The sequence below is a fragment of the Rania fehmarnensis genome (assembly GCF_056494185.1).
The window spans coordinates 2,343,179-2,356,111 of sequence record NZ_CM151398.1 but is presented as its reverse complement, the minus strand read 5'-3'; the positions used below and the strand labels follow the sequence as shown (position 1 = coordinate 2,356,111).

Here is a 12,933-nt window from a genome sequence, read left to right as displayed (position 1 = left end):
AGTGACTCAGGCTGCGGCATGAGACTTCACTTACATCAAAGCGGTGCCACGTGGCACCGCACTCCAAAGGCGCAGCCTGAACGAACTAGGTGATGTCAGCGTTCAGAGTGACTCCTTGGAGTGCTGCGGCGCTAGCCGTAGCTTTGAGGTAATAACCCATCTGTACCGCAGCCGGCACGCACTCGGTGATTCGGGCGTTCAGAGTGACTCAGGCTGCGGCATGAGACTTCACTTACATCAAAGCGGTGCCACGTGGCACCGCACTCCAAAGGCGCAGCCTGAACGAACTAGGTGATGCATCAAAGCGTTGCTACATCGCACGCACACCAAAGTCTGGCGACTTCGGCTACCCAAACGCAGCCTGCCAGTTGCCCTCGGCTACGTTGAAACAATCGATCGTCAAGCGGCTCGAGCCTTCGCGCTGGCTGACCAGGATGGCACTGATTTGTGGATGTTGCTCACAGAACCGGCCAGTGGCGTCGACACCCATCACCATAAAGGCCGTGGCCAGGGCATCGGCCAGAGCACCGCTGCGGCAGATGGCGGTGGCGCTCAACACACCTTGAGCTGGCCAACCGGTACGCGGATCGATGACGTGACTGTAACGCACACCTTGGTAGTGAAAAAACTGCTTGCCAGCTCCGCTGGTGCCCAACGCTTGATTGCGCAAGCGAACTCTGCCCAGTTTGTCCTCCCACTTCAGCGGATGTGCCAACGCAATCCACCAGCCCGGCGGTGCGTAAGGAGCCTGGGCGCTAGGAGCCTCGCCACTTGCAGCTTCGGCCTGCATTTGGGTGGCCTGACGAGCGGCGCTGACATTCTGATGATCCCAGCGACTGCCGCAGGCCAGCACCGAACTGCGTCCGCCATGCAGTAGAAAATCCTTCACGCCAGCAGCTGACATGTGGCTGGCAACGCGATCCAGTGCGTACCCTTTACCGATGCCTCCCGGGTTCAGCTTAACACCCTCGCGCAGCAGTCTCACTGCGCGCAGGTGCTGATCAATTTGAACTAGGTCGGCGCCGACTTTTTGCATGACCTCAGCCAGTTCATCGTTGGTAGGTTTACGACCTTGTCGTCGCGAAAAACCCCAAGCTTCCGACAAGGCGCCGGCCGTGATGTCAAAAGCTCGACCAGTCGCTCGACTGACATCGGCGGCGATGGACAACAGTTGACACACATCAAAGCGAACCGGCACCGGACGCAAATGGGCAAAGCGATTGATGGTCGAAAACTCGCTCGTCGGTCGATAGACGCTCAACTCGTTCTCCAGAGCGTGCACCACGCGCAGGGCGTCGCGGGCGTGCTCGAGCCCTTGCGGGTATTGACCTTGGTTCAGCAAGACTTCGAACTCGCAAGCCATCGCCGATTGCTCAATACTCTCCAAACAATCGGAAGACCGTGGCACTTCGGCAGCTTGCGCAAGCCCACCCTGCGCCCAGACCCCCATTAGCTGTTCCCATTGTTCAAGCATCATGGATTACAATCATCGCCATTATGGAAAGTAGCGAAAGCCGTCGTAGCGGTACGCGTTGTAGCGGAACGCGTCAAGCGTTTCGAGCGTTGCGTATCGAAAGCCGTCGTAGCGGAAGCCGTCAAGGCTTTCGGTATTGGTTTAGTCGACGCCGAACCCCCACAGCCCGAAATGCTTGACGCATTCCGCTACGACAACAGCCCGAAATGCTTGAGGCTTGCTACGTTAACCTTCGAAATGCTTGACGCTTTCCGCTGCCGCACGAACCATTAACTGAGACAAACAACGTAAGCCTATGCCGCACGCACTTGCCATTGCAGCCCATCCTGATGATATCGAGTTTGTCATGGCTGGAACCATGTTGCGGCTAGGGCAACTTGGTTGGCAGCTCCATTATTTCAATATTGCCAACGGCTGTTACGGCTCGATGAAAATGGATCGCGAGGCCTGCACGGCGGCTCGGTTGCAGGAAGCTAGGCAAGCAGCCACATTGATGGGAGCCACTTTTTACGAACCGATCTGCGACGATCTGGCAATCATTTACACGCCTGAACTGCTGGCGAAGGTTGCCGCGGTCGTTCGCCGGGCCAAACCGGATATTGTGCTCACGCACTCGTTGGTCGACTACATGGAAGACCATCAAAACGCCGCTCGATTGGCGGTGAGTGCAGCTTTCAGTCGAGCGATGCCCAACTACCGCAGCACACCCTCTGTGCCAACCTACGCTGCCGATGTAACTGTTTACCACGCGCAGCCGCACGGCAATCGCACTCCCATGGGCGAAAAAGTCGTTCCGACACACTTTGTCGATGTAACCGACCTGCTGGAACGCAAAACTGAGCTCTTATTGGCTCACGCCAGCCAAGGCGCCTGGCTGGACGAAACTCAACAAATAAACTCGTATGTGGAAACGATGGCCAGTTTGAATCGCGAAGTGGGCTCTTGGAGCGGCCGATTTCAGCTGGCTGAAGGCTGGCGACGCCACTTGCACCTGGGCTTATGCGCCCCAGAGGCCGACCCACTGGCCCGTGCGCTCGGACCAGCCTGCTGCGTCGTTTGATCCACAGATCGTAGATTTACCAACCGGGAATCGATGCATTGAATCCATACCTCGAAGCAGTCGTGTTAGGTGTCGTCGAAGGCCTGACGGAATTTCTGCCGGTCAGCTCCACCGCGCACCTTCGCATTGCGCAGGGTTTATTGGGCCAAGATGCCGCAGATGACTACTGGAAAATGTTCGCCATCGTCATTCAGTTAGGCGCCATCCTCTCGGTCGTGCTGTATTTCTGGCAGAGAATCGTGACGTTTGTACGAAGCTATCCCAAAGGCGAACAGGGAACCAATACTTGGTGGAATCACCCGTTGGCTCTGGTACTGCTGAGCTTTGTCATTACCGCTGGCCCTTGCTTTATTATGAATGACACGATCGGTGAACGCCTGGAAAACACGACCTTTATAGCCTGGGCACTGATTATCGGCGGCGTCTTAATGTGGGCCATCGATGCCTGGTTCAGCCCACGCGCCCAGGTCCAGTCGATGGACAAAATGACTTTTGGTCAAGCTATCGTGATCGGGCTGTCGCAGATATTGGCCGCCGCCTTCCCCGGTACCAGTCGATCGATGTCGACCATTGCCGGCGGCCAGGTTATGGGATTATCGCGCTCGGCAGCCCTGGAGTTCAGTTTCTTTCTGTCGATCCCGGTTATGTTTGCAGCCACCGGCTACAAGTTATTGGACTATTTGATGGAGCACGAGCCTCCAACCGGCCAACAGTGGGGCGTGCTGGCTGTCGGGTTTCTAGTCAGTTTCATCGTGGCCCTGGCCGTCATCGCCTGGTTCATGCGCTGGGTCCGCACTCGCGGCTTTGTCCCCTTTGCCATCTATCGCATCATCGCAGGTGTGATCATCTTGATTTGGCTGGCATAAACTTCGTCGCCGATCTCGCCAGAGATTGGTCTCTTCGTAGCCGATCTCGCCAGAGATTGGAGGTCTTTCGCTACGCATACCAATCCAAAGTCTGGCGACTTCGGCTACCACCCGACCTCTTCGTAGCCGATCTCGCCAGAGATTGGAGGTCTTTCGCTACGCATACCAATCCAAAGTCTGGCGACTTCGGCTACCACCCGACCTCTTCGTAGCCGATCTCGCCAGAGATTGGAGGTCTTTCGCTACGCATACCAATCCAAAGTCTGGCGACTTCGGCTACCAAGTAGGCGACTTCGGCTACTAAGAAGTGCCTGAGCTCATATTGAGCAATTTTTCGCATCCCCCTATACTTACCGGCTTGTCGACGGGGGTCGTTGACAGCCAGTTAGGGATAGTCAAATGAAGAGCGAACGGCGGCATGAACTCCAAACCAACTATCTGGCAGACCATTTGGGCACGGCCATGGATTCCAGCCGGCCCTATGCTCGCTATGTGATCATCGGTGTAGTTGCCGTGGCTCTAGCCGCTCTGGGCTATGGTATTTACTCATCGATGACTGCTCGCGCCGGCGCAGCTGCTTGGGGTGAATACTACTTCAATATTGGCACCGGGGACGCGGAAGTCTTCCAGCAAGTTTCCCAAGATCACGCTGGCACCGCCGCAGCCGATTGGTCCAAACTGGCTTGGGCCGACAATCAGGCCATGGAAGGTTTTGACAAAATCTACAGCAATCGCAAGGGTGCCGAGGAGCAGATCAGCGGCGCCATCGACGCTTACGAAGAAGTACTAGCCGCGACTTATGAGCCCGAATTAAAGGCTCGCACTTCCATCGCACTGGCGCAAGCCAACGAGGCTCTGGGCAAATTGGACGAGGCCACGCGTTACTACAAGCAGGCCAGCAGCAGCAGTGAACCAGGGATCGCAGCCATGGCTGGCAATCGCCTGGCTTGGATTTCATCTGGTGAAGGTAAAGCGTTTTACGAATGGTTTGCCACCGTCAAGAGTACCCCGACCGTGCCACCGGCTGTCCCCGGTGACTTGAGCAAGCCGCCCACGACCCCGGACATCACGTTCCCCGACAAAGCCGTGACGCTGCCGCTCCCAGGTGCAACGCCTGAAAGCCCCGCTCCACCGGCTCCGGCACCATCCCCAGAAACCCCACCTCCTGGAATTGCCTTGCCCGAGCCACCCGCACCAGCGGCGCCCACCACCGAGCCGGCACCACCGGTGCCCACGCCACCTGCCACGGAACCTGCTCCGGCCACGGAACCTGCTCCGGCAACTCCAACGGCTGAAACTCCACCGGCGAATCCAGCGACTCCTGAACCACCCAAGTAACGACGAATTAGTTTACATGTAAAGCACAAATACTTTACGCGTAAATTAAATTAGTTTACACATAAAGCATTTTCGTGACCGAACCAACTTCCCCTGGCACGCGTCTGTTTCAGCACACCGTAACGGACGACGAAAACGGGGAACGCATCGACGCCATGCTGGCGCGTCACGAGTCGGGATATAGTCGCGTTTTCTTGCGCAAAGTCATTCAAGAAGGCGGTGGCCGCGTTAATGGCGAAGTTGTCAAACCCAGCTTTCGCGTGCGCTCCGGCCAGACCATCGAAGTCGGCTTGCCGCCTCCGCCGGTCGATGGCCCGCAACCTGAAGAAATCCCGCTGAAGATTCTGTTCGAAGACGAACACATGATCGTCGTCGACAAACCACCGGGCATGGTGGTTCATCCCGCCAAAGGACACTGGGCCGGCACGCTCACCAGCGCCTTGGCGTATCACTTCGGTCAGTTGAGCGATGTGGGCGGGGCCACGCGACCAGGCATCGTGCATCGCCTGGACCGCGATACCAGCGGCGTCATCGCCGTCGCCAAGACCAATCCTGTACACTTGGAACTAGCCTCGCAATTTGAATCTCGCGATGTGCAGAAAGAATACTTTGCGCTCACGCTGGGCAAAGTCGAGATGGATCGCGACATCATTCGCGTGCCTATTGGTCCGCATCCCTACCAGCGCGACAAGATGGCGGTGCGCGCCGGACATCCGCAAAGCCGCGACGCGGAGACGTGGTACGAAGTGCAAGAACGTTTCGAAGGCTATTCCGCCGTCAAACTGATTCCTAAAACTGGCCGCACTCACCAAATCCGCGTGCATCTATCGCACATCGGATCACCAGTTTTATGTGATCGCTTGTACGCCGGACACGCGCAAGTGACCCGCGGTCAATTGCTGCGGAAACTCGCCAAACGCCAACCGCTACAAGAGGGCGACGAACAAGTTGTGCTCGAGCGCCAAGCCTTACATGCCCGGCGATTGGAATTGACTCACCCCATCACCAGCCAACGCCTGGTTTTCGAAAGCCCGCTACCAGCCGACATCAGCTTGGCACTGGAAGTCTTGCGCAGTCTCTAACCAGCAGTCACCTCCCCCGCGCAGCGGGGGAGGTCGCAGACGCGGCGTTTAGCCGCCGTCGGCGGGAGGGGGCACAGCGCCAGGCAAGACTCCTGAGGTACTAACCAACTGCACTACCCAGCCCCTCCCGAATCTCGCAAAGCCTCGATTGACCTCCCCAAGGCGAAGCCTTGGAGAGGTAACTGTCACCTCCCCCGCGCAGCGGGGGAGGTCGCAGACGAGGCGTTCAGCCTTCGTCTGCGGGAGGGGGCAGGGCGCCAGGCAAGACTCCTGCGGTACTAACCAACTGCACTGCCCAGGCCCCTCCCGAATCTCGCAAAGCCTCGGTTGACCTCCCCAAGGCGAAGCCTTGGAGAGGTGACGGTCACCTCCCCCGCGCAGCGGGGGAGGTCGCCGACGCGGCGTTTAGCCGTCGTCGGCGGGAGGGGGCACAGCGCCAGGCAAGACTCCTGAGGTACTAACCAACTGCACTACCCAGCCCCCCCGAATCTCGCAAAGCCTCGATTCGACCTCCCCAAGGCGAAGCCTTGGAGAGGTGACTGTCACCTCCCCCGCGCAGCGGGGGAGGTCGCCGACGCGGCGTTTAGCCGTCGTCGGCGGGAGGGGGCACAGCGCCAGGCAAGACTCCTGAGGTACTAACCAACTGCACTACCCAGCCCCCCGAATCTCGCAAAGCCTCGATTCGACCTCCCCAAGGCGAAGCCTTGGAGAGGTGACACAGCGAGTTGACCTAGGGGCTTAACGACTCGAATTCTCGTTTCGACTGAACGTTCACCACTCTGCGCCCCGAGCTATGTCGCTGGAATTCAAACCAATCGGCTGCCAGCTGAGGATCGGTATCGATCAGTTCAATGGTCCATTGTCGTGGTCCACGGCGTGGTGGCTTGTCCGACCACTTCAATACTAATTTTTGGGCTACACCACTTTGAACATCGGCCCACAGATCGATACTCACTGGCATTCGCAGTCGCTGTACACTTAGTTCGCCGCGCACATGCTGACAGTTCACCACGGTACCGTTAGTAGTGACCAGGGTTTCGTCAGGTAACATCGTCAAGCGGTACGCGTGGGCCATGCGTTCGAGGATCGTGTTCACGTACAACAGCGGACTTGATTCGTCGCGCTCAGCCAACCAGCTTTCGACTAATTGCTCTCCGCCCACGAAGGCTGGGCCGCGGGGTGGCACCAACCAGCGTTGTTGATGGTCGCCTCCCAACCAGGTTGTTCCCGTTCCCAGGAACGCGGGATGCTCGACCACGTAACGATTGCGGGAATCGATGTAGATACTGGCGGTCAACTCGCGCTCGCCTCGGGCTGGACGTTGAATCACTATCTGCGCTTTGTATTTGCGAACCTCGGGCGCTGCCTGCGCGCTGCGAGCAATCGCCGCGTAGGCTCGCCGATCGTTGGTGTCGACAACAAACACCGCCAGGATCAGCAGCGAAGCAGCGATCGCCAGCGCGCTCAAGTGTCGCAAACTAAACCAGGATGATCGAGTCCATGCTGGCGGTGCATCGTGATGTCCTTTTGTCTCAGGCACTTCGAGCTGCTCGAGTATAGCCGCAACGCGGGCTGGCTGATCCACATCTGCAGGCCGATACGCGCTCTCCAGTAGAGCTTCCAGCCAGGCTTGATCGAGTTCTTTTTGACGTTCGGGTTTCATGCGTTACGTTCCAATCCCCATTGCCAGCTTGCGTTCAATGCACTCCAGCAGTCGCCCTTTGGCTCTTTGCAAACGTTTCTTGACGGTTTCTAGTTGCAGGCTCAGTTTTCGGCTCAGCTCGGCTGGTTGCAGTTCATCGCGATAACGACCTTCGATACACTCACGCTCTGGCTCTGATAATTTGCTGACGCAGTCGCGTAGGGCATCGAGTTTGTCATCCAGGGTATCGCCGGCCAGAGCATGGAATTGCTCGAACTTGGAGCTCAAGTAGTCAAGCTCATCATGGTCTTCCACTTGCACCCACTGTCGTTGCTTTCGAAGACGGGCCATGATTGTTTTTGTAGCGATGCCACGTAGCCACGGTCCGAAGGCTCGCTGCCGATCGAATTCATCCAGCCTGCGCCAAGCGACCAACATGGTCTCTTGCCAAATATCATCGACCAATCCCGGATCCCTCACCGAAGCGCGAATAAATGCCACCAGCATCTGGCTCTGCTCGCGCATCAGAATCTCAAACAGTTCACGGGCGTCCACTACCGTTTTCCTCCCCGGGGCCAGTTCCTGGAATCACTAACTGTTGTCTCGAGCATAGTGAAAGTGGACAAGAGTATGCAGTGCCCTTTCTAAAACGCAGAGGCGTAGAGGATCGCATTGCGGGCAGTCGGGCGAGGAACTGGTTTCCGTGGCGGCCGATTAAGGGCGCCAGACGCAGCCGGCCCAGGACCAGCCGACCCCAAAGCCGACCAACATGTTGGGACGGCCGGCGTGGATGCGTCCTTCGCGACGCATCTGGTCGATCAGAATGGGCAGGGTGCAAGAAACTGTATTGCCACAACCGGCCAGGCTAATAGGCAGTCGCGTCTTGTCGACCGCCAGCCGCTCCTGCATCTGAGCCAACATCTTGTGGGTCGCTTGATGCAGCAGGTACAGTTCGATGTCTTCTTTGGTCAGCTTAGCCTGCTCGAGGATCTCTTCGATCAACTTCGGAATGGCAACGACGGTAAAGCTCATCAGGCTGGGGCCATCCATATACAGCCGGCTTTTCCAGCGTTTGCGATGCCGCGGCTTGATCGCCTGGGCCAGCGACCGAGCGCCACCATCACCCACGAGCAACGTATCAGCTCCACTGCCGTCGGTACCAAATTGAAACGCGGTCAGCGACGGCATGTCCGAAGCCGAAATCAGGGTCGCGGCTGCAGCGTCGCCAAATATGGTGCGCAAACTACGATCTTCGCTATCGATATACTTCGAGTAAGTTTCGGCAGTAACTAGTAAGATTCGTCGCGCGGCCCCAGATTGAATTAAGCCTTCGGCCAGAGCCAAGCCATAGACAAAACCGGAGCAGCCCAGATTGAAATCGATGGCTCCACTGTTGGTCCGCAAATTCAGTCGCGTTTGCAGCAAGCAGGCCGTCGTAGGCAGCGGATAATCGGGCGTTTGGGTACAGAGCAAAATGAAATCGATCGAGCTGCGATCGATCGAATTCTCGGCAAACAGCTTTTCACAGGCTTTCACCGCCAAGTCGGAGGGAGTCTCGTCTGGCTCGGCGATATAGCGACAATGGATGCCTGTCTTGTCCGAGATTTCCTTGAGGTCCCACTCGGGAAACTGCGATTGCAACATTTCGTTGGTTTCGCATCGCTCCGGAAAGTGGACAGCGATCGGTCCTATTTCAGCAAATGGCACAGGCGAGTCCTATTTGTAATTGCCGTCGTTGCTCTATTTTATGGTTATAAAGCGGCGGCACGAGATGCGAAAGGTGGGGCGGCCGACGCGGAGGCGGCAGGCCCGCTGATGCCACCCAACAACCCGCTAACTAACTTGGCCTGGCCTCAGTTTCGTACTCGTACTCCTACTCGTACTCCTACTCCTACTCCTACTCGAAATAGCAGCGAGTAGGAGTACGAGTAGGAGTACGAACCATCTGGCTGCGTGCCTGCGTCACGACGGTTACGTACGTCTGCGCCAGGGTACGTCTGGGATGCTCTGCGCCAGGTTGGCCGCCCGCGCCATCACAAACAGCAGATCGCTCAAGCGGTTCAAGTAAACGATGATTGTGTTGCAATCTTCGACCTCAGCGGCGTGAGTCAAGTGCACCACTTCGCGCTCGGCTCGGCGGCACACGGTGCGTGCCCAGTGCAACCAGCCGGCCAGTTGTGAACCGCCGGGAATGATAAAGTTGGTCAGCAGTGGTAACTGCTGATCCAAGCGATCGATCCAGCTTTCCAATCGCGCCACATCGGCTTCGTCTAGCAGGCGTGTACCATGCTGCGACGGCTCGGGCGTGGCCAGTTCGGCGCCAATAGCGAACAAGTCATGCTGCGACTGAGCCACGATCTGTACAATCAATTCGGTCAGCCGGTAGCTGGAATGCACATCATCGCCTGGATCCACTGTCTCTGGCGGGCTTTGCTGATCGTGAGCCGCCTGTGCATGCACGGCCACAATTCCCAGTAGCGCATTCAATTCGTCGACGCTGCCGTAGGCGGCGATTCGCGGATGATCTTTGGGTACACGCGGCCCCGCAAACAGCCCAGTCGTGCCATTGTCACCCGTTTTGGTGTAAATTTTCATGTTGACTTCGATATGAACCAATGGATCTTTTTCGACGCAATCTCCGGTACTGGACGATGCGTCAAAAACGAAACGAACATTGTACCGACAATCGCTGTGGTTAGGTTAAAGGAAGACAAATGAGCGAACTTCGAGAAGCGGCGGGATTTATACTGATGGTGCGTAGGCCCCAGCCGCAATTCCTGCTAATGAAACATATCGACCGCTGGGACTTGCCCAAGGGCCATGCCGAAGACCACGAAGACAATCTGACCACTGCATTGCGAGAAACCCAAGAGGAAACCGGTATTGATGCAGCCTTGATCGAAGTTGATCCCGATTTTCGATTCGTCACAGAATACCGAGTCGAAGGTAAAAAACGTGGTACCTACGATAAACGTGTCACTTACTACTTGGGGTTTCTGCAAGACAAACCTAGAATTGAAGCCACGGAACATGTTGGGCACCAGTGGTGGAATTGGCCGCCAACCGGTTCGATCCAGCAGCGCACGATCGATCCCTTGTTGGCCCAGCTGGCCAAACATTTCCAGCTCCACCCACAATGCTTGTCGGGTTAAAATCGGTTTAGCTTCAAGCGTGAATTTCACTGATGAACTTCACTCAACACACATCACTGATGAACTTCATTGATGAACCTGCAATTGACGGATCGAGGATTTATCACTGTGAGCAATTCAGCTGTCGATTACTACCAACCCGAACCAGCTGCACCTGAGTCTATCGCGGCTGTGGGTATCGAGGACTCGCAACGAAGGGCTGGCGGGGGACGAGCCTCTAAACTACTCTCGCGTTTAAATCGCAAACGCTTAACGAGCACGGCGCCCAGCTTCATCGATCCGTTTCGACCACATCCACTCCTGCGCAGTGGTCATCTGCAAACCATTTTCGGTGCCATGATCACCGGGGAACTACCGCCTTACAATGCAGTATGTCATGTCATTCCGTTAGTAGACGGTGAAGCGATCGTGGTGCATGAAGAACAGCCGCGGCAGTTGCCTGCGTCCGCGCCGGTCGCCGTGCTCGTTCACGGATTAGGCGGGGATCATGGCAGTCCCTATTTGCGGCGCATCGCCGAACGTTTGACCAGCCAAGGCATCCGTGTGTGGCGTGTCGACTTGCGTGGCTGTGGAGCAGGCATGCAACATGCCTATCGTCCTGCCCATGCTGGATGCAGCTCAGACCTGGCCGCAGTCATCTCAGCTGCCCAACAACGTTTTCCAGAATCCAGCGTGTCGATTGCTGCCTTCTCTTTGGGCGGCAACATCCTGCTCAAGATGCTCGGTGAACTGGCGGAGACGCCCCAGCGCTTTGCGATCGATCCAACGCGCATCGCCCGCGCAATTGCCGTTGCCCCGCCGGCCGACCTGCACGGCTGTTGCATGAACATGGAACGCTGGTCGCGCATGCCTTACACCCGCTACTACTTGAAGATGTTGGGCAAACAAGTCCGGGCTCGATCCCAGCAGTGGGAACCCTGGCGCGCGATCCAGCCTGAGAGCGTTCTGCGCACGATTCGCCAGTTCGATCATTGGTATACCGCACCGCTGTCAGGCTTTGCCGACACCAATGAGTATTACACACTTTCCAGTTCGGCTCGCTGGCTACCGAAGATTCAGATTCCCACGCGTTTGCTGTTGGACACCACTGATCCAATCATTCCGATCGCCGCCTTCGAGAACATCCCCCTCAGCCCGTGCATCGAGCTGGAGGTAACGCGTTTCGGCGGGCACCTCGGTTACGTCGCCCCGGGCAAACGCGGCGGGGCGCGCAGGTGGATGGATGAATGGGTGGTCGCAGCTCTCTCGCGACTGAATTGCTAATTGGATAGCGCCATTTGGCAGGTAGCCACCGCTGCCAAGCGGTGGAGTTCGTCGCCAGCAAAATCCACCGTCTGGCGAAGGTGGCTACTGCTGATCAGTTAGTGGCTGAGGCGAATGTCCTTGAACTCGGCCCACATCGGCTTGCCCGCATGCAGTTGCAGTGCGATCACACCTTGGCTGAGCGCTAGGTCGGGGTCGTTATCGGTGAAGTCAAGAACGAGTTGATCGTTCAGATAGTGCCGAATGTTGTTGCCCTTGGCAATGATGACCACATCGTTCCACTGATCGAGCTTGAAGAGTTGCTTGAATCCCGCTTGATCGATCAAGTTGCTGGCGATCACTTTCTTGCCATCTTTCTCCCAAGTAGCTTTCTCGCCCACCAGGCAGATGCGGCCGCGTTTGCCGCCTTCGTCATAGATGAAGCTCGAGGTGTTGGGAAAGTCGACCTCGTTGCGCAGTTCATGCTGATAGCCGCGCACGACCCACTTATTGCGCACTTCGCCCTCAGTGATATGCCGCGATCGATATTGGATGCCAGAGTTGTTGGTGGCGTTGCAGCGGAACGAGAGCCGCAATTCGAAATCTTTCGGTTCGCCGACCTGGCAAATCAAGAAGGTATTGCCTTGGGCCTTGTTCTCCTCAGACGTTTCGCCGTGAATCACTCCGTCTTTGACGCTCCACAAACGCGGATCGCCATCCCAGCCCGTTAGATCCTGTCCATTGAACAGTTTGTGCATGCCCTGAGGCTCAGGCGGAGCCTTGTCTTGAGCTAGCGCCAACATGCCGCCGATCGCCACCCAACCGAAAACCATCAAGCTCAAAAATCTCATGTTGTATCTCCTAAAATCTCGGCCACGTTACTTCGGCTCAGCCTGCGTTGTAACTGATAGGACGCCCTGTTGCTACACTGGGCGGGGCGGATCGGCTGGGGGACAAACACTTGACGAGCACCGGGTCTGTCCCCGCGCGCGTATGTGTGACGCTAGCAAAAATTCCGGTGGTGTGTCCCCGCGCTCACGCGCTCAACATCGGGGGCCAGACGGGCCAGACGTCGGG

The 12,933-nt window shown here is 57.1% G+C and carries 12 protein-coding genes; 6 read left to right on the top strand and 6 right to left on the bottom strand.

Features of this window, described 5'->3' with window-relative positions:
• Window positions 1–346: 346 nt before the first annotated feature.
• A complete protein-coding gene (locus SH573x_RS07790) occupies window positions 347–1,477 on the bottom strand; it encodes an FAD:protein FMN transferase (RefSeq protein ID WP_479353919.1) in 1,131 nt (376 codons plus the stop codon).
• Between the two features lie 292 nt (window positions 1,478–1,769).
• Here SH573x_RS07790 and SH573x_RS07785 point away from each other — a divergent pair, with 292 nt between their 5' ends.
• From SH573x_RS07785 to SH573x_RS07770, 4 genes are all read left to right on the top strand, one after another.
• A complete protein-coding gene (locus tag SH573x_RS07785) occupies window positions 1,770–2,534 on the top strand; it encodes a PIG-L deacetylase family protein (RefSeq protein WP_479353917.1) in 765 nt (254 codons plus the stop codon).
• Window positions 2,535–2,572: 38 nt separating this feature from the next.
• On the top strand, window positions 2,573–3,400 hold the full coding sequence (locus tag SH573x_RS07780) for an undecaprenyl-diphosphate phosphatase (protein ID WP_479353915.1): 828 nt from the start codon (window positions 2,573–2,575) through the stop codon (window positions 3,398–3,400).
• 399 nt (window positions 3,401–3,799) lie between these two features.
• Window positions 3,800–4,738, top strand: coding sequence for a YfgM family protein (locus SH573x_RS07775; protein WP_479353913.1), 939 nt, complete (start codon window positions 3,800–3,802; stop codon window positions 4,736–4,738).
• Between the two features lie 74 nt (window positions 4,739–4,812).
• Complete coding sequence (locus tag SH573x_RS07770; RefSeq protein WP_479353911.1) at window positions 4,813–5,820, top strand: RluA family pseudouridine synthase; 1,008 nt, start codon at window positions 4,813–4,815, stop codon at window positions 5,818–5,820.
• Between the two features lie 730 nt (window positions 5,821–6,550).
• Here SH573x_RS07770 and SH573x_RS07765 read toward each other — a convergent pair.
• The 4 genes from SH573x_RS07765 to SH573x_RS07750 form a co-directional block, all read right to left on the bottom strand.
• The gene (locus SH573x_RS07765) at window positions 6,551–7,483 is read right to left on the bottom strand and encodes a hypothetical protein (RefSeq protein WP_479353909.1); all 933 of its coding nucleotides are present in this window, start codon (window positions 7,481–7,483) and stop codon (window positions 6,551–6,553) included.
• A 3-nt stretch (window positions 7,484–7,486) separates the two neighbouring features.
• Window positions 7,487–8,017 carry a sigma-70 family RNA polymerase sigma factor gene (locus SH573x_RS07760; RefSeq protein WP_479353907.1) on the bottom strand — a complete coding sequence of 177 codons (531 nt, stop codon included), beginning with the start codon at window positions 8,015–8,017 and terminating at the stop codon, window positions 7,487–7,489.
• Window positions 8,018–8,176: 159 nt separating this feature from the next.
• Entirely contained in the window at window positions 8,177–9,169 is a 993-nt protein-coding gene (locus SH573x_RS07755) for a ketoacyl-ACP synthase III (protein ID WP_479353905.1), read from the bottom strand.
• A 264-nt stretch (window positions 9,170–9,433) separates the two neighbouring features.
• Window positions 9,434–10,057: a cob(I)yrinic acid a,c-diamide adenosyltransferase gene (locus SH573x_RS07750; RefSeq protein WP_479353903.1), complete on the bottom strand. Its 624-nt coding sequence runs from the start codon at window positions 10,055–10,057 to the stop codon at window positions 9,434–9,436.
• 119 nt (window positions 10,058–10,176) lie between these two features.
• Here SH573x_RS07750 and SH573x_RS07745 point away from each other — a divergent pair, with 119 nt between their 5' ends.
• Both SH573x_RS07745 and SH573x_RS07740 read left to right on the top strand, forming a co-directional pair.
• A complete protein-coding gene (locus SH573x_RS07745) occupies window positions 10,177–10,614 on the top strand; it encodes an NUDIX domain-containing protein (RefSeq protein WP_479353901.1) in 438 nt (145 codons plus the stop codon).
• Between the two features lie 72 nt (window positions 10,615–10,686).
• Window positions 10,687–11,877: a YheT family hydrolase gene (locus SH573x_RS07740; protein WP_479353899.1), complete on the top strand. Its 1,191-nt coding sequence runs from the start codon at window positions 10,687–10,689 to the stop codon at window positions 11,875–11,877.
• 98 nt (window positions 11,878–11,975) lie between these two features.
• Here the strand turns inward: SH573x_RS07740 and SH573x_RS07735 are convergent, their stop codons facing one another.
• Window positions 11,976–12,659 carry a 3-keto-disaccharide hydrolase gene (locus SH573x_RS07735; protein ID WP_479356666.1) on the bottom strand — a complete coding sequence of 228 codons (684 nt, stop codon included), beginning with the start codon at window positions 12,657–12,659 and terminating at the stop codon, window positions 11,976–11,978.
• Between the last annotated feature and the right edge of the window lie 274 nt (window positions 12,660–12,933).

What these genes read in the sequence shown, in the direction of transcription:
- SH573x_RS07745 (WP_479353901.1), top strand. Translation starts at nt 10,177, where the DNA reads ATGAGCGAACTTCGAGAAGCGGCGGGATTTATACTGATGGTGCGTAGG.
- SH573x_RS07765 (WP_479353909.1), bottom strand. Translation starts at nt 7,483, where the DNA reads ATGAAACCCGAACGTCAAAAAGAACTCGATCAAGCCTGGCTGGAAGCT.
- SH573x_RS07735 (WP_479356666.1), bottom strand. Translation starts at nt 12,659, where the DNA reads ATGTTGGCGCTAGCTCAAGACAAGGCTCCGCCTGAGCCTCAGGGCATG.
- SH573x_RS07750 (WP_479353903.1), bottom strand. Translation starts at nt 10,057, where the DNA reads ATGAAAATTTACACCAAAACGGGTGACAATGGCACGACTGGGCTGTTT.
- SH573x_RS07790 (WP_479353919.1), bottom strand. Translation starts at nt 1,477, where the DNA reads ATGATGCTTGAACAATGGGAACAGCTAATGGGGGTCTGGGCGCAGGGT.
- SH573x_RS07740 (WP_479353899.1), top strand. Translation starts at nt 10,687, where the DNA reads ATGAACCTGCAATTGACGGATCGAGGATTTATCACTGTGAGCAATTCA.
- SH573x_RS07775 (WP_479353913.1), top strand. Translation starts at nt 3,800, where the DNA reads ATGAAGAGCGAACGGCGGCATGAACTCCAAACCAACTATCTGGCAGAC.
- SH573x_RS07785 (WP_479353917.1), top strand. Translation starts at nt 1,770, where the DNA reads ATGCCGCACGCACTTGCCATTGCAGCCCATCCTGATGATATCGAGTTT.